A 15,716-nucleotide genomic window follows, 5' to 3' on the forward strand; every position below is an offset into this window, starting at 1 on the left:
GCGCCGCACCATGTGCGGCGCCGGACGCGCTCGGCAGAGCGCCCCGCGTCCGTCAGGCGCCCGTGCCGGGCCGAAAGACCGTCCATCGACTCGGGGAGGACACACCATGGGCGTCACGCTCGCCAAGGGAGGCAATGTCTCCCTCTCCAAGGCCGCACCCAATCTCACTCAGGTGCTGGTCGGGCTCGGCTGGGACGCACGATCCACGACGGGAGCCGACTTCGACCTCGACGCCAGCGCGCTGCTGTGCCAGTCGGGCCGGGTCCTCGGCGACGAGTGGTTCGTGTTCTACAACAACCTCACCAGCCCCGACGGCTCCGTCGAGCACACCGGTGACAACCTCACGGGGGAGGGCGAGGGCGACGACGAGTCCGTCATCGTGAACCTCACGCAGGTGCCGGCACACTGCGACAAGATTCTTTTTCCCGTTTCGATCCATGAAGCCGACAATCGTGGGCAGACCTTCGGTCAGGTCAGCAATGCCTTCATCCGCGTGGTGAACCAGGCGGACGGTCAGGAGTTGGCGCGGTACGACCTCAGCGAGGACGCGTCGACGGAGACGGCGATGATCTTCGGTGAGCTCTACCGCTACGGCGGGGAGTGGAAATTCCGTGCAGTCGGACAGGGGTACGCGTCAGGGCTCCGGGGCATCGCTCTAGACTTCGGGGTCAACGTTTCGTAAAGCCGCGCACGGCGCGGGGGAGCCCCGTACTCAACCGGGGGAGACCCGTTACATACACGATGGGGTAGCCAGTGCTTCTGAAAACCTTCGGCTGGTCGTTCGCGGTTACCGCGCTCGGCCTGGTCGCAGCGGTGTTCTACGGGGGGTGGCAGGCATTCGGCGTCGTCGCGATCCTGTCGGTCCTCGAGATCTCGCTGTCCTTCGACAACGCGGTGATCAACGCCGGAATCCTGAAGAAGATGAGTGCCTTCTGGCAGAAGATCTTCCTCACCGTCGGTGTGCTCATCGCGGTCTTCGGTATGCGGCTGGTCTTCCCTGTCGTGATCGTGGCCATCAGCGCTCAGCTGGGGCCGATCGAGGCCATCGACCTCTCGTTCAACGACCCTGACAGGTACAAGGAACTGGTGACGGACGCCCATCCGTCGATCGCCGCATTCGGTGGCATGTTCCTGCTCATGATCTTCCTCGACTTCATTTTCGAGGACCGTGACATCCAGTGGCTGCGCTGGATCGAGCGTCCGCTCGCCAAGCTCGGCAAGGTCGACATGCTGTCGGTCTGCGTCGCGCTCATCGTCCTGCTGGTCTCCGCCATGACGTTCGCGACCCACGCGCACCAGCACGGTGGGGGGCACGCCGACAAGGCGTCGACCGTCATGCTCTCCGGTATCGCGGGTCTGATCACCTATCTCGTGGTCGGCGGTCTCTCCGGATTCTTCGAGAACAAGCTCGAAGAGGAGGAGGAGCGCGAGCACGAGGCCGAGGAAGAGGCCAGGAAGTCCGGCAAGTCCCCCTCCGCGGTGGTCCTCGCGGGCAAGGCCGCGTTCTTCATGTTCCTCTACCTCGAGGTCCTCGACGCGTCCTTCTCGTTCGACGGTGTCATCGGCGCCTTCGCCATCACCAACGAGATCGTCCTGATGGCGCTCGGCCTCGGTATCGGCGCCATGTACGTCCGTTCGCTCACCGTCTACCTGGTCCGCCAGGGCACCCTGGACGACTACGTCTACCTGGAGCACGGCGCGCACTACGCGATCGGCGCCCTCGCGGTCATCCTGCTGGTCACCATCCAGTACGAGATCAACGAGCTCATCACCGGTTCCGTCGGGGTCATTCTGATCGGCTGGTCCTTCTGGTCCTCGGTGCGGCGCAACAGGGCGCTCGCGGCGGCCGGCGGCGACGGCGGCGACGGCTCCGATTCCAAGGCGGAAGTGTCCTCCGGGGTGTGACCCGGTAGGGATTGAGGAACGCTCTCTCTGCGGGGCGGCCCATGGCGGCGGTTCTCCGGGAACACCCGGACCCGGCCCGGTGGCCGCCCCGCAGTGACGTGCGGGGCGGGTGTGGCGTAGGTGCGGGGTCGGGCGGTACTACCGATACATGTGGGGGTTGGGATGGCCTTCTGGGACGGCCTGTTTCCGCGGCGGGCGGCGCAGTTCGAGTCGGGTAACTCCGCGACGAACTCGATCGTGCTCTCCAAGCGCAACGCCACGGTCTCACTGAACAAGCAGGGCGCGCTGTCGGGCAACCTGCGCGTCAACCTGTCGTGGCGGATGCGCACGTCGGACATCGGCGGCAGGTCGCGGCAGAGCGGTCGGCTGCTGCGTCCGCTGAAGCTCTTCCAGCCCGACGTGGTCCAGGCGCACACCCAGGGCATGGTCAACGTCGACCTGGACCTGGGCTGCATGTACGAACTGGCGGACGGGACGAAGGGTGTGGTGCAGCCCCTGGGCAACCTCATCGGCGACCTGAACGCGGCGCCGTACATCAGACTCAGCGGGGACGACCGTTTCGGGGCGCCGTCGGGCGAGACCGTCTACGTGAACCTCGACAAGCGCGACGAGATCAAGCGCCTGCTGTTCTTCGTCTACATCTACGACCAGACCCCGGCCTTCGACCGTACGCACGCCAAGGTGACGCTCTATCCGGGCAACGGCCCGCGCATCGAGATCGAGCTGGACGAGCGGGCCCCGCAGGCCCGCTCCTGCGCGGTGTTCACGGTGGAGAACGTCAAGGGCGAACTGATCGTGCGCCGCGAGGTGAAGTTCGTGTACGGCTTCCAGTCGGAGCTGGACCGGATGTACGGCTTCGGCATGCAGTGGGGACGCGGCTACAAGACGCGGGCCTGAGTGCGCACCGTGAAGGGCGGCCGCGCCCCCGGCTCACGACCGGAGGAACTGCGGGCCCTGCGGGGGGAGCACGAAATTCGGGTCGGCGGCATGGGCCGCCGCCGCAGCGGGCTGCGGGTAGCCGTACGCCGGCTGCGCGGCAGCGGGCTGTGGGTAGCCGTAGGCGGGCTGCGGGGCCGCGGTGGGCTGTTGCGGATAGCCGTAGGCGGGCTGGGGCGCCACAGGCGGCTGTGGGTAGCCGTATGCGGGCTGCTGGTGCTGGACCGTGGCCTGGGAGTCGGGCGCGGGTGCGGTGGGCTCCGGCGCCGGCGGGAAGGACGCGGTCGTGTCGGGGGCGCTGGGCACGGCCGCCGGGCCGGGCTCGGACGCCGCCTCGGCCTCGTCCACCGAGATCCCGAAGGCGGTGGCCAGCCCGACGAGGCCCGTCGGGTACCCCTGCCCCACCGCCCGGAACTTCCAGCCGTCGCCGCGCCGGTACAGCTCGCCGCAGATAACGGCCGTCTCCTCGCCGGTCTCCGCCCGGACGTCGAAGACCGCGAGCGGCTCACCGTCGGCGGACGCCGCGTCGTACAGCGATATCCGCAGGTCCGTCACGCGCTCGAACGCCGCCTCGTCGCAGGACGCGGCGATGACCACCTGGTCCACGGAGGGGTCGAGCGAGGAGAGGTCCGCCTCGATCGTGTCCGTGAGCCCTTCGGGGGCGCTGCGCTTGGGCAGGCGCCGTACGAGGCCCGACGGGTGCCGCGGCTGGTTGTAGAAGACGAAGTCCTCGTCGGAACGCACCCGTCCGGAGGGACCGATCAGCAGGGCGGAGGCATCCACATCCGGGACCCCGGCGCCCGGGGTCCAGCGCAGCACAGCCCGTACGGCCATGGCGTCGAGAGGGACGTTCGAGCCCTTCAGCATCGCGTGCGTCATGGCGGTCATCCTGCCTGCTGGTGGGGCGCCCGGACAACGCGGGGGTGCGAACCAGTAGGCCAGGCGCTGTTCGCGAGGGTCACACAGGCGCGCCGCGCGGGGTGTGAGATACACCGGGGACACCCGAAGTTCATATGGTCGGGGAACCGACGACACCTGTCCGAACGTACTATTACCGGCCATACGTTTGTCCGGTCCATATGGCAGTACGGGGGAATCACATGCGTCATTTCGGGCACATCTCGCCCGCTGTCCGGGAGAGTCTGTTCTTCAGGGAGCCGTGTGAATTCGACGCGGGTTCCTCCTCCCGCATGCTGAGCGCGGCCCTGGGGGCCACGCTCTACAGCCCTGCGACCCGGCCCCGGCTGGCGGACGACGTGATCAAGCAGACCGGCCGCGGCGTGGTCTCCATGGTGCTCTGCCTGGAGGATTCCATCGACGACGCCGAAGTGGTCGGTGCCGAGGCCAATCTGGTCCGGCAGTTCGCCGACCTCGAGGCGCGTGACGCCGAAGGGCCGCTCCTGTTCATCAGGGTCCGTGAACCGGAGCAGATTTCCGACCTCGTACGGCGGCTCGGAAGCTCCGTCCGATTGTTGTCCGGATTCGTACTTCCGAAATTCACGGAAGAGCGGGGCGAGCTCTTCCTGGAGGCCCTCACCGCGGCCGAAGCGGACAGCGGGCACCGGCTGTTCGCGATGCCCGTCCTCGAATCGCCGGAGCTGCTGCACGTGGAGACCAGGGGCGAATCCCTCCAGGGGATCGCCCGTACCGTCGACAAGTACCGCGAGCGGATCCTGGCGCTGCGGCTCGGCGTGACCGACTTCTGCTCCGCCTACGGTCTTCGCCGTGCCCCCGACATGACGGCGTACGACGTCCAGATCGTCGGCGCGGTCATCGGCGACGTCGTCAACGTGCTGGGCCGGGCGGACGGCACCGGCTTCACCATCACCGGGCCCGTATGGGAGTACTTCCGACTCCAGGAGCGGATGTTCAAGCCCCAGCTGCGCCGCAGCCCCTTCATGGGGCAGGCCGAGGAGCTGCGCACCACGCTCATCGAGCACGACCTCGACGGGCTGCTGCGCGAGATCGAGCTCGACCGGGCCAACGGGCTGCTCGGCAAGACCTGCATCCATCCGTCCCACGTCCTGCCCGTGCACGCGCTGTCGGTCGTCAGCCACGAGGAGTACAGCGACGCGCAGGACATCCTGCGGCCCGAGCGGGGCGGCGGCGGAGTGCTGCGCTCCGCGTACACGAACAAGATGAACGAAGTGAAGCCCCACCGCGCCTGGGCCGAGCGCACCCTGCAGCGGGCCGAGGTCTTCGGCGTGGCACGCGAGGACATCGGCTTCGTGGAGCTCCTCGCCGCCGGTGCGACGGACTGAGCGTGGACATGGGCGAGCACGGGCGAGCACACGAGCGCATACGGGAAGAAGAGGCAGTGGACGTGGAGTGGTCGGGTAACTGGGTCGCCGGGCGGCTCGGGGTCGAGCTCGTCGGCGACGGGGAACTCCGGGAGCTGCTGGGCCTCGCCCTGCGCCGCAACCCGAAGCGGGCCCATCTGCTCGTGTCGAACGTCCTGGGCAAGCACGTGCCGCAGCGGCCGTCCGTGGTCCACGGCGTGGGCTTCGAGCTCGGCGAACGGGTACGGGACCTGCTGGGCGAGGCGGAGGCCCGCCGCGCGGTCGTCCTCGGCTACGCGGAGACGGCGACGGGCCTCGGCCACGCCGTCGCGGACGGGCTGGGCGTGGCCCCGTACCTCCACTCGACCCGGCGCCCCGTCGCCGGCGTCGCACAGGCGGGCGGCTTCGAGGAGGCGCACTCGCACGCCACCTCGCACCTGCTGCTGCCCGAGGACCCGGACCTGCTGAACGCCACCGCGGACGGCTCGCCGCTGGTCCTGGTCGACGACGAGTTCTCCACCGGCAACACCGTGCTCAACACCATCCGCGCCCTCCACGCGCGCTACCCCCGGGACCGGTACGTCATCGTCGCCCTGGTGGACATGCGCTCCGAGGCCGACCAGGGGCGGCTCGCCGAATTCGCCGAGGAGATCGGCGCCCGCGTCGACCTGGTGGCCCGGGCCCGTGGCACCGTGCGCCTGCCCGAAGGCGTCCTGGAGAAGGGCCGGAGCCTGGTGGCCGCGCACGACGCGGACCACGCGACGACCGAGCCCCCCGCGCCCCGGTCCGTCCCCGTACGCGTCACCCTCGACTGGCCGGCCGGCGTACCCGACGGCGGACGCCACGGCTTCACCCCCGTCCACCGCGCGGCCCTGGAAGCCGCTCTCCCGGCCATGGCCGGGCGTATCGCCGACGCCCTGGGCGACGCCCGCAAGGTGCTCGTCCTCGGCTTCGAGGAGCTGATGTACGCGCCCCTGCGGCTCGGCACCGCGCTGGAGGGGGCCATCACGGCCGACGTGCGCTACTCCACCACCACCCGCTCACCGGTGCTCGCCGTCGACGACCCCGGCTACGCGATACGAAGCCGCCTCGTCTTCCCCGCCCACGACGATCCCGCCGACGGGCCGGGTGACCGGTACGCCTACAACGTCGCGGGCGGTGGCTTCGACGCCGTCGTCGCCGTCGTCGACTCGGCCGCCGACACCCCCGCACTGCACGCCCCCGACGGACTGCTGGCACGGCTCGCCGGGCACACCGACCAGGTCGTGCTCGCGGTCGTCCCCTCGTACGCCCCGTCGCCGACCTCGGACGCGAGCCCTTCGCCGGCCTCGGGCAGGGTCCCGTCGCGGGCCTCGGACCGGATCTCGTCGCCGACCTCAGACAGGCAGGAAGCCGTCATGCTGCCCGAACCCCTCCGGGGCCCCGCCTTCTCCTCCTACGCGGCGGACGATGTCGGCTGGCTGCTCCAGGACCTCTCCGACACGCCCCTGGAGGCCCCCACCGAGGAGCGGGAGGAGGCGATCCAGAGCGGTGGCGCGCACTACGCCGAATCGCTGCCCGTCGAATACCAGCCCAGCCCCCAGTACCAGGAGCTGTTCAAGGCCGCCCTGGACGCCTCGGCGACCCGTATCGCCCGGGCCGTCGGCACGGTCACCGAGACGATCCTCGCCGAACACCCCCACTCCCGGCTCGGCTCGGGCGGGGAGACCTCCACCCCCCGCCCCGTCCTGGTCTCCCTCGCCCGCGCCGGTACCCCTGTCGGGGTCCTCATGCGCCGTTGGGCCCAGCACCGGCACGGCCTCGACCTGCCGCACTACGCCGTCTCCATCGTCCGGGGCCGGGGCATCGACGCCAACGCCCTGCGCTGGCTGGCCGCCCACCACGACCCGGCGGACGTCGTCTTCGTCGACGGCTGGACGGGGAAGGGCGCCATCACACGTGAACTCGCCTCAGCCCTGGAGGACTTCGGCGGGTTCAACCCGGAGATCGCCGTACTGGCCGACCCGGGAGGCTGCGTCCGGACCTACGGCACGCGCGAGGACTTCCTCATTCCGTCCGCCTGCCTCAACTCCACGGTGTCCGGGCTGATCTCCCGTACGGTCCTGCGCTCCGACCTGGTCGGCCCGCACGATTTCCACGGCGCGAAGTTCTACCGCGAACTCGCCGGCTCCGACGTCTCCGGCCTGTTCCTCGACACGGTCGCCGCCCGGTTCGACGAGGTCGCCGACGCGGTGGACGCCGAAGCGAAGGAACTGCTTGCCGCGGACCGCGCCCCCACCTGGGAGGGCTGGGCCGCCGTAGAACGCATCAGCGAGGAGTACGGCATCCACGACGTGAACCTCGTCAAGCCCGGCGTCGGCGAGACGACCCGGGTGCTGCTGCGCCGCGTTCCCTGGAAGATCCTGGCCAAGCGGGGGGCCGGCGCCGACCTCGACCACGTACGACTGCTCGCCGAGCAGCGCGGCGTGCCGGTCGAGGAGGTCGCGGAACTCCCGTACACCTGCGTCGGATTGATCCACCCCAAGTACACGCGGGGCGCCACCGGCGCGGACGGCACGGCGGTGACGGCGAAGTGAGCGAAACCGTGATCGCGCCCGAGAACGAGCCTGCGTCCCCGAGCGGCCCCGTGGAAGCGCCTGAGCTGCTGAACGCACCTGAGCCCCTGGACGGCCCCGTGAACGCCCCGGTGACGCTCGTGGCCAGTGACCTCGACCGCACCCTCATCTACTCGGCGGCGTCCCTCCAGCTGACCATGCCGGACGAGCAGGCGCCTCGCCTGCTCTGCGTGGAGGTCTACGGCCGGGCGCCCCTCTGCTACATGACGGAGACGGCCGCGGCACTGCTCGACGACCTGGCCCGCACCACGGTGTTCGTCCCGACCACCACCCGGACCCGCGAGCAGTACCGCCGCATTCACCTGCCCGGCCCCGCCCCCCGGTACGCCATCTGCGCCAACGGCGGACACATCCTGGTCGACGGCGTCTCCGACCCGGACTGGCACGACCACGTGGTCAGCCGGATCGCCGGCGAATGCGCCTCCCTCGCGGAGGTCCGGGCCCACCTCCAGGCGGCGGCCGACCCCTCGTGGCTGCTCAAGGAACGGGTCGCCGAAGACCTTTTCGCCTACCTCGTCGTCGACCGTGCCGCCCTCCCCGAGGGCTGGGTGAAGGAACTGTCCGCCTGGGCGGATCCCAAGGGCTGGACCGTCTCGCTCCAGGGCCGCAAGATCTACGCCGTGCCCAAGCCGCTCACCAAGAGCGCCGCCATGCACGAGGTGGCCCGCCGCTGCGGCGCCACGCTGACGCTCGCCGCCGGTGACTCGCTCCTGGACGCCGACCTGCTGCTCGCCGCCCACCGGGCATGGCGCCCTGGCCACGGAGAGCTCGCCGACTGCGGCTGGGGCGCGCCCAACACCGAGGTGCTCAGGGAGCGGGGCGTCGCCGCGGGCGAGGAGATCCTGCGCCGCTTCCTGCGCGCCGCCGACCCGCAGGGGGCGGGTCGCTGAGCACTCACGAGCGATCTTCGGCAAGCTGGCCTGGCCGCCGCAACCCGAGGAGACGCTTGTGACCAAGGGCAACACCACCAAGATCACCGACGAGCTGTACGCCTACACGCTGGCCCACAACCCTCCGCTGGACGCGGCGCAGCGCGAACTCGTGGAGACCACGTACGCCGAGCTGCCCGGACAGGCGGGCATGCAGTCCGCGCAGGAGCAGGGGCCGCTGCTGGCCTTCCTCGTCCGGCTGACAGGTGCCAGGCACATCGTGGAGGTCGGCACGTTCACCGGCTTCTCGGCCCTGTCGATGGCCCAGGCGCTGCCCGCGGACGGGCTGCTGATCGCCTGCGACATCTCCGAGGAGTGGACGGCGTACGGCCGGGAGGCGTGGGAGAAGGCGGGCGTCGCCGACCGGATCGACCTGCGGATCGCCCCCGCGCTGGACACCCTGCGCGCGATGCCGGCCGAGCCGCACATCGACATGGCCTACCTGGACGCGGACAAGGGCAACTACATCGCGTACTGGGAGGAGCTGGTCCCGAGGATGCGCCCCGGTGGACTCGTGGTCACGGACAACGTCCTCTTCCACGGAGGAGTCACCGACCCGCTGGCCACCGGGGACACGGCGGCCATCAGGGGGTTCAACGACCACGTGGCAGCCGACGTCCGGATGGACAGCGTGCTCCTGACCGTGGCGGACGGGCTGACGCTCTCACGCCGTAGGTGACCCGGCGGGCGCCTGGGCCGGGGCCGCCGGGGTCGGGGCCGTCGGGGTCGGGGCCGTCGGGCCCGCCCGCCGGGTGGGCCGGGTGGTCCGGGTGGCCGGGTGGGCCGGGCTCTTCGCTCAGCCGCAGCAGCCTCCACCGCAGCAGCCGCCTCCGCCACCGCCCGATGACGGGGCGGGAGCCGCGGAGGAGACCGAGCCGCCCACGGCCACGGTGGAGAGCAGCTTCACGGTGTCCTCGTGCCCTGAAGGGCAGGAGGCGGGATCGGATGACTCGGCCATGGGACGGCTGAGTTCGAACGTCTCGCCGCAGGGGCGGCAGCGGTACTCGTAACGAGGCATGGCCCCAGATTAGAGCCTCTTCCCCTTCGCCACCTCGGGCATCGGGGCGAGTGCGCGGCGCTCCTCCCTCGCGACCTGCTCGGGGTGGCGGGCCCGCCAGTACGGATTGTCGTGGGGCAGCCCGCCGCTGACCCTTCCGTACATGCCGAACATCATCAGCAACAGCCCGACCACGAAGCTGAACAGCACGTTCTGCATCTGGAAGGCCAGGAAGTTCATGCTGCTGTCCAGCAGAGCCAGATTCACGAACCCACTGAGGATGAAGGCGATGCCCAGGACCATGTTCAGGGTCGATGCGAAGTTCCCGCCGATGACCATGCCGACGAAGAGCAGCAGTCCGACACAGATGGACAGGATGCTCAGCGCACCGTTGGTGTTGAGGCCCGCCACCGTGTCGCCGCCGGTGTCGAAGAAGCCGATACGGTCGATGAGCCCCAGGATGCCGAAGGCGACGAGCAGCAGGCCCATCAGGCCGGCACCCACTCGGTAGACCTGGCTGAGGCGGTGGTCGACGGGCAGGTGCTCGTCGAGGCGGGTGGCCTTCCGGCGGGACGGCGTGCCACGGGTGGGCGTGCCGCGCCGGCGCGTGGGATGCAGGACGTGTGTGGCCATGTCGGCCTCCTTAGGCCGCATGCGGCCAGGGACGCCTCGGCGGAAGCCGCTGCGTATCTCCAGGATCGGCCCACCGGCTGCCGGGGACAAATCAGGCTTTCTCGCCTTCCCTGTCAGCGCCTGTCCGTCAGCGTCTCCGCGCCGGGCGCGCTCAGGCGCCGCCTCCCAGCTCCTCGCGGATCGCTGAGACAACCCGGTTCGCCGTCTGCCGCACGGCCTCCGTCTCGGTGAGGAAATGCCAGTAGTCGGGATGGCGCCCGTCCAGCGCGGCGATCGCCCGCTCCAGCCGGGCCACGGCGTCGTCCAGAGGGCGGGCATGGCGAGGGTCGGGGGTGTTGCGGCCCGCCATGGCGAGCCGCTGGGCGTCCCGGATCGCGAACCGGGTGCGGTCGATCTCCGCCTGCGGATTCTTGGCCACCGCGTCGAGTCGCTGCAGCCGGTCTCCGGCGGCGGACACCGCCTCATCGGTCGCGTTGAGCAGCGCCCGGACCGTACTCAGGCGGGACGTCGCATCGGCCCAGCGCTGCTCCGAGCGTGCCGCGGCAGCCTCCGTAAGCTTCGCCTCGGCCTGTCGGACGTTGACCGCCGCCTGTTCGGGAACCGGCTGCAGATCCTGCCAGCAGGCGGCCGAGAAACGCCGCCGGAGCTCGCTGAGTACAGGCTCGACCTGTCCGGCGCGCGTCGTCAGTGCCTGGGCCCGGGTGCGCAGCGAAACCAGCCTGCGGTCGATCTCGGCGGCCCGCTCGGGAAGCCGGTCCGCTTCCGCCCGCACCGCCTCGGCGTCACGCAGCACCTGGTCCGCACGCTGCAGCGTCTCGGCCACGCCGTGCCGCCCCGCGCCCTGGTTGAGCTTGGTCAGCTCCGGGGCGAGAGCCGCGAGCCGGGCCGCGAGATCATCCGCCCGCAGCCCGGAGGCGCGTACCGCGTCCAGGGCGTTGCTCGCGGCGAGCAGCGTCTGCCGGGCCCTCTCAACGGCGGGAGCGAGCCGCGCCAGCTGGGTCTCCGCGCTGCTGAGCAGCGTCCCGAGCCCCTGGGCGAACCGGTCGAGCTCACCCTTCACCCGTACGAGCTCGTCCTTGGCCCGGGTCAGCTGGGTGCGCGCACCGGCCGCTGCCGAGGGCTCCAGATCGTCCCGGTCGAGATCGTGGGCGTCGACCGCGGTGATGTATTCGTGGCTGACCTCGTCGATCCGCCGGCCCAGCGCCGCGAAGTCCTCCGCCGCCTTGCGGGCACGGGGCGAACTGTCCACGGCGGTGATCGTCTCGATCGACATCCGAAGATCACGCTGAGCGGTGTCCAGCTCGTAGAAGGCCGCGGCCGCGGCGTCCTTCGCCGCCTGCGCGTCGGCCCGCTGATTCTCCCCGCGACCCCCGAACCAGCGGCGCGTACCGCCGCCCGCGAAGGCACCCGGCAGCGCCGCGACGACCAGGGGGACCGGCAGCAGCATCAGCACCAGGACGTCCCTGACGGCGGAACCAGCACTCGCTTTCGCATCCGGCCGCGTGTGTGTCGCCGTCACATCCCTCTCCCGTGCCGATCCGCCCTGCCCGGTTCATTCTCGCACCAGTTAGGACGAACGCACGGGCCGGTTAGTTCGCACTTCGGACAGTGACTTCGCCGTTGTCGCTGCGCGCCTTCACCACGTGCTCACTGGTCTCGCTGCGGGGTACGTCGACGGAGACGTCACCGTTGTCGGCCTCGGCGGACACCGCGTACGCGTTCTTCCCGGCGGGCAGGACGATGGAGATGCTCCCGTTGTCACTGACGGTGTCCACCAGATCCGGGACCCGGGCGAATCCGAGCTGGACCGACCCGTTGTCCGAGCGGGCGATCACGGAATTTCCCGAGACCCGCTCGGCCTCGATCGAGCCGTTGTCGGCATGCAGCTCCAGCGGCCCGGAGACGTCACGCACGTTGACCCCGCCGTTGTCGGCGGAGATCTTGAGCGGGGAGGCGAAGCCGGCCGCGGTGACCTTCCCGTTGTCCCCCTGCACGGTCAGGGCCAGCCCACGGGGCACCTTCACCTGGTGGTGCGCTTCACAGTTGCTGATCATCGCCCGGCACTTCACCTCGAGCCTCAGCTCGTCCCCCTCCAGCTTCCACACGGGGTCCGGCCCACTGCCCAGCACGACCCACCCGTCGACCCGGCGGGTCACCTCGAGCTGCTCCACGTCGGCGGACACGAGATCCAGGGTCGAGTTCTCGGCATCGATGGTGAGCGCCTTCCCACTGAAGGCGAACGACTTGTGCTCGGCGGGAGCGTCCTCCGCATCCGTACTGCCACAGCCACTGAGCGCGGCGACGAGAAGCACGGTCCCGGCGGTGGCCACGAGGGCGTCGATGCGTCGTGTACGGATGGTCATGATGTGGAGTCCCCCTGAGAGCGCTGCCGATGTGGCTCCACCGTATGTACGGGCCCACCCCCGGGACGATCCGGACGGCTACCGTCTCCGGGGTGGGGATATCCCCCGTACCGCACTCCGGCCCGGGGGACGGCGGAGGCGAGGACCGGCCGGAACCGGATTGCCGTCGGGGGCCGCGGGCCATGTAACCTGTTGCCTCATCCACGGGTGCGTAGCTCAGGGGTAGAGCGCTGCTCTTACAAAGCAGATGTCGGCGGTTCGAAACCGTCCGCGCCCACCAGTGCAAAGGCCCCCAACCGATCTTGGTTGGGGGCCTTTGACATCTACTTCTGACATCAACGGGCGTGGTCACCCACGGTCGGGACGCTGCCGCTTCAGCATGCGGTCCAGGTGACTCACGGCCTCGCGCTGCGTGTCCTGGACGACGTGGGCATAGATGTTCATCGTGACCGCGATCTGACTGTGCCCGAGGATCTCCATCACGACGCGGGGAGGGACGCCGGCCGCAGTAAGCAGGGTCGCGCAGCCGTGCCGGGCATCGTGCAGCCGGATCACGCGAAGTCCGGCGGCTCCAGCGACCCGGGTGAACGAGCGGTACAGGTTGCGGGGCTCGATCGGCCGGCCGGTGCGGGTGGTGAAGACGTAGCCGGTCTCCTCCCACTGGTCCCCGGCAGCTTCGCGCAGAGCAGCTTGCCGCAGTCGTTCCCAGCGAAGCGGCGCCACGCACAGGGCAGGCAGGGGGAGTGTCTGTTTCCTGCGGCGCCCCTTGGGATCGTCCTCGTACGCCTCACCGCGGACACGCTGCCGCTGGGTGCGGACCCGGATCTCCCGCTTGTCGAGGTCCACGTTCTCCCACCGCAGGCCGACGATCTCACCGCGACGGAAGCCGAGCGCGATGGCGAGGACGAAGGCCGCGTAGAGCGGATCCTTCCGGGCGGCGGTGAGGAAGCACAGGGTCTCGTCGAGCGACCAGGGCGACAGGTCCCGCGGCGTGGCGGATGGCGGCTCCACCAGGGTGGCCACGTTCCGCATGACCAGTTCCTCACGGCACGCAGCGGTCAGGGCGGTACGTAGGACGCGGTGGGATTCCTTGGCGGTCGCCGCGGTGGTCTGCTGCTCCAGGCGGACGAGGAAGCGTCGGACGTCAGCGACGCTCAGCGATTCGAGGCGCTTCGAGCCGAGCATGGGCGAGAGGTAGAGGCGAATGTGTGTCTCGTACTTCGCGTAGGTCGTGCGCTTGCGGCGCGGCTTGATGATGTTCTCCAGCCAGTACGGCAGCCATTCGGAGAGCTTGGCCGACCGCGTGGGCACGGGGACGCCCTGGTCCACCTTGGCGAGCAGGTCGCGGCGCTTGGTGTCGCACTCGGCCCAGGTCTTGCCGTAGGCGAACTTGCGGGCGCGGGTGCCGTCCGGTTGGAGGACGTAGACGGCGGCCTGGTAGCGGCCGTCCTTGCGCTTGGTGATGGTGCCCGCGCCGTTGGGGTTGCGCTTGCGCTGAGGTGGCATCAGGCAGCCGCCTCGATCTCGTTGACGATGAAGTCCCGTACGGCGTCGGCGGGGATGCGCCGGGACCGGCCGATGGTGATGGAGGTCAGCCGGCGCGAGCGGATCAGGTCGTAGACGGTTGATCGCCCGAGCTTGAGCCGCGCCATGACCTCAGGCACGGTGAGCAGTTCCGCGGTGGCGGTGGTCATGCGTCAGCCCCTTCCAGAGCGAGTTGGTCTTGTAGTTCGGCGCGGTGTTCGCGGGCGTGGTCGCGGTTGTGTTGGATGTCGCGGTGGATGTTGGCGGCGAGCCAGGATTCGCCGGGGGTGTGGCCGTGGCCGGCGTAGGCCCAGTGCGCGAGCGTGAGCGTGGTTGCTTCGGGGTGGTCGTCCGGGTCGGGCAGGCCCAGAGCCTCGCGTTGCTGTGTGGCGCGGTAGTCGGCGCGGACCTGCCGGAGGGCCCCGAGGGTGGTGGAGTAGCGGCGGGATTTGGTGGAGAAGTGGCCGCGGAAGCCGAGCATGTGGGCCCAGTCGCGGAGCTTGCGGTCGGGGTAGGCGTGGTGCAGGTCGAGGCACGCTTCGATCAGCCGCCGCGGGTGGTCGGGAACGTTGAGGAGGACGAGGGCTTCCTTGTTGCCGATGCGGTGGTCCACGGTGCCGGTGGTCTCGGCCGCTTTGGTGGCGTACTTGGCGACGTAGGAGGCAACGGCCTGTTCGGTGAGGTCTTCACCGTTTCCGAAGGCGCCGATGGGCTGGACGTCGATCTGTGTCCCCCAGCGCAGCACCCAGTCATTGACGATCCCGGCAGTCGGGTTCGCCGGAACGGTGACTTCGACCCGGACCGCAGCCGCGCGGATCGCGTCGTCGAGGAGATCGAGGGTTGCCCAGGCCGGGGGCGGCGAGTCGGGCCCCTCGGGTCCGTCGAAGCGGATCACAGCGTGGAAGTGCACGGCACCGCGCTTTTGGTACTCGGCGACCTTCCCGAAGGACAGCCGGGACTGTTCGCGGGCGGCTTTCTGGGTGAGGCCGGCTCGGCGGGCGATCTCTCGGCGGAGGTAGATCGTGAAGTAGCGCCACAGGTCGGAGGCGTGGTTGTTCCACAGCACGGCGCCGGCGTAGTCGTAGGTGGCCGGGTCGAGCGGGGTGCCGAGTTCCGGGGCGGTCTCGGGGTGGTGGGTGCCGCAGCGGCAGGGTCGGTTTCCGGGCCGGTTGTGGACGGGCCCGAACGAGGGTGCGGTGAGGGTGGCGAAGACGCGGGGGTGGTCGCGGATGGTGGTCGGGGTGCCTTTGTCGGGGTCGCCGGTGAGTCCGGCGCGGATGAGGTGGTAGGTGTCGCCTGCGTAGGTCCAGGCGCAGGCGGGGCAGCGGGAGGCGCGACGGTTGCCGCAGGCGATGCGTAACCGGCCGCCGGGCTCGGTGTCGGTTGTGTAGTGGTGCAGCAGGGTGCCGGTGGCCCGGTCGGTGGTCTTGGTGGCGCCGGTGAGGTGGATGGGCTGTGCGCATCCTCCGGTGCGGCGGATCTGTTCGTTCCAGCGGTCGAAGCCGGTGGACCCGGCCACCCTCAGCACATCGGCG

At 70.1% G+C, this 15,716-nt stretch carries 15 protein-coding genes and 1 tRNA gene; 8 read left to right on the forward strand and 8 right to left on the reverse strand.

Translation table 11 applies throughout. From position 1 onward, the window contains the following. Positions 1 to 106 precede the first annotated feature (106 nt). The 3 genes from ACFWFI_RS29830 (at position 107) to ACFWFI_RS29840 (ending at position 2,802) form a co-directional block, all read left to right on the forward strand. Positions 107 to 682 carry a TerD family protein gene (locus ACFWFI_RS29830; protein ID WP_387396061.1) on the forward strand — a complete coding sequence of 192 codons (576 nt, stop codon included), beginning with the start codon at positions 107 to 109 and terminating at the stop codon, positions 680 to 682. A 71-nt stretch (positions 683 to 753) separates the two neighbouring features. Beyond that, positions 754 to 1,905: a DUF475 domain-containing protein gene (locus tag ACFWFI_RS29835; protein WP_387396064.1), complete on the forward strand. Its 1,152-nt coding sequence runs from the start codon at positions 754 to 756 to the stop codon at positions 1,903 to 1,905. A 162-nt stretch (positions 1,906 to 2,067) separates the two neighbouring features. Beyond that, on the forward strand, positions 2,068 to 2,802 hold the full coding sequence (locus ACFWFI_RS29840; protein WP_387396067.1) for a TerD family protein: 735 nt from the start codon (positions 2,068 to 2,070) through the stop codon (positions 2,800 to 2,802). A 33-nt stretch (positions 2,803 to 2,835) separates the two neighbouring features. Here ACFWFI_RS29840 and ACFWFI_RS29845 read toward each other — a convergent pair whose 3' ends face one another. Beyond that, positions 2,836 to 3,729 carry a TerD family protein gene (locus ACFWFI_RS29845; RefSeq protein WP_387396070.1) on the reverse strand — a complete coding sequence of 298 codons (894 nt, stop codon included), beginning with the start codon at positions 3,727 to 3,729 and terminating at the stop codon, positions 2,836 to 2,838. Between the two features lie 212 nt (positions 3,730 to 3,941). Here ACFWFI_RS29845 and ACFWFI_RS29850 point away from each other — a divergent pair, with 212 nt between their 5' ends. Genes ACFWFI_RS29850 through ACFWFI_RS29865 form a run of 4 tightly spaced genes read left to right on the forward strand, consistent with a single transcriptional unit; the run spans position 3,942 to position 9,343 of the window. After that, positions 3,942 to 5,102, forward strand: a complete 1,161-nt coding sequence (locus ACFWFI_RS29850) for an HpcH/HpaI aldolase/citrate lyase family protein (protein WP_387396073.1) — start codon at positions 3,942 to 3,944, stop codon at positions 5,100 to 5,102. An 8-nt stretch (positions 5,103 to 5,110) separates the two neighbouring features. Further along, positions 5,111 to 7,696: a phosphoribosyltransferase gene (locus tag ACFWFI_RS29855; RefSeq protein WP_387396076.1), complete on the forward strand. Its 2,586-nt coding sequence runs from the start codon at positions 5,111 to 5,113 to the stop codon at positions 7,694 to 7,696. Further along, complete coding sequence (locus ACFWFI_RS29860; RefSeq protein ID WP_387396079.1) at positions 7,693 to 8,625, forward strand: HAD family hydrolase; 933 nt, start codon at positions 7,693 to 7,695, stop codon at positions 8,623 to 8,625. The genes ACFWFI_RS29855 and ACFWFI_RS29860 overlap by 4 nt, the downstream gene beginning before the upstream one ends. Before the next feature lie 58 nt (positions 8,626 to 8,683). Next, complete coding sequence (locus tag ACFWFI_RS29865) at positions 8,684 to 9,343, forward strand: O-methyltransferase (RefSeq protein ID WP_387396081.1); 660 nt, start codon at positions 8,684 to 8,686, stop codon at positions 9,341 to 9,343. A gap of 117 nt (positions 9,344 to 9,460) precedes the next feature. Here the strand turns inward: ACFWFI_RS29865 and ACFWFI_RS29870 are convergent, their stop codons facing one another. From ACFWFI_RS29870 to ACFWFI_RS29885, 4 genes are all read right to left on the reverse strand, one after another. Beyond that, the gene (locus ACFWFI_RS29870; RefSeq protein ID WP_387396084.1) at positions 9,461 to 9,682 is read right to left on the reverse strand and encodes an FmdB family zinc ribbon protein; all 222 of its coding nucleotides are present in this window, start codon (positions 9,680 to 9,682) and stop codon (positions 9,461 to 9,463) included. Positions 9,683 to 9,691: 9 nt separating this feature from the next. Beyond that, positions 9,692 to 10,294 carry a DUF4383 domain-containing protein gene (locus ACFWFI_RS29875; protein ID WP_387396087.1) on the reverse strand — a complete coding sequence of 201 codons (603 nt, stop codon included), beginning with the start codon at positions 10,292 to 10,294 and terminating at the stop codon, positions 9,692 to 9,694. A gap of 151 nt (positions 10,295 to 10,445) precedes the next feature. After that, positions 10,446 to 11,813: a hypothetical protein gene (locus tag ACFWFI_RS29880; protein WP_387396089.1), complete on the reverse strand. Its 1,368-nt coding sequence runs from the start codon at positions 11,811 to 11,813 to the stop codon at positions 10,446 to 10,448. Between the two features lie 70 nt (positions 11,814 to 11,883). Next, the gene (locus tag ACFWFI_RS29885; protein WP_387396092.1) at positions 11,884 to 12,657 is read right to left on the reverse strand and encodes a DUF4097 family beta strand repeat-containing protein; all 774 of its coding nucleotides are present in this window, start codon (positions 12,655 to 12,657) and stop codon (positions 11,884 to 11,886) included. Between the two features lie 205 nt (positions 12,658 to 12,862). Between ACFWFI_RS29885 and ACFWFI_RS29890 the strand changes: the two genes are divergently transcribed. Continuing rightward, positions 12,863 to 12,937 (forward strand) — tRNA-Val (locus ACFWFI_RS29890). A gap of 68 nt (positions 12,938 to 13,005) precedes the next feature. Here ACFWFI_RS29890 and ACFWFI_RS29895 read toward each other — a convergent pair. From ACFWFI_RS29895 to repSA, 3 genes are read right to left on the reverse strand one after another with little or no spacing between them, the layout of a single operon-like run. After that, the gene (locus ACFWFI_RS29895) at positions 13,006 to 14,163 is read right to left on the reverse strand and encodes a tyrosine-type recombinase/integrase (RefSeq protein WP_387396094.1); all 1,158 of its coding nucleotides are present in this window, start codon (positions 14,161 to 14,163) and stop codon (positions 13,006 to 13,008) included. Further along, positions 14,163 to 14,351 (reverse strand): helix-turn-helix domain-containing protein, encoded by a 189-nt coding sequence (locus ACFWFI_RS29900; RefSeq protein WP_250287333.1) that lies wholly within the window; start codon positions 14,349 to 14,351, stop codon positions 14,163 to 14,165. The genes ACFWFI_RS29895 and ACFWFI_RS29900 overlap by 1 nt, the downstream gene beginning before the upstream one ends. Beyond that, a complete protein-coding gene (repSA, locus tag ACFWFI_RS29905; protein ID WP_387396098.1) occupies positions 14,348 to 15,709 on the reverse strand; it encodes a replication initiator protein RepSA in 1,362 nt (453 codons plus the stop codon). The genes ACFWFI_RS29900 and repSA overlap by 4 nt, the downstream gene beginning before the upstream one ends. Positions 15,710 to 15,716: the final 7 nt, after the last annotated feature.

This window comes from Streptomyces sp. NPDC060209, assembly GCF_042728155.1.
Classification (GTDB): domain Bacteria; phylum Actinomycetota; class Actinomycetes; order Streptomycetales; family Streptomycetaceae; genus Streptomyces.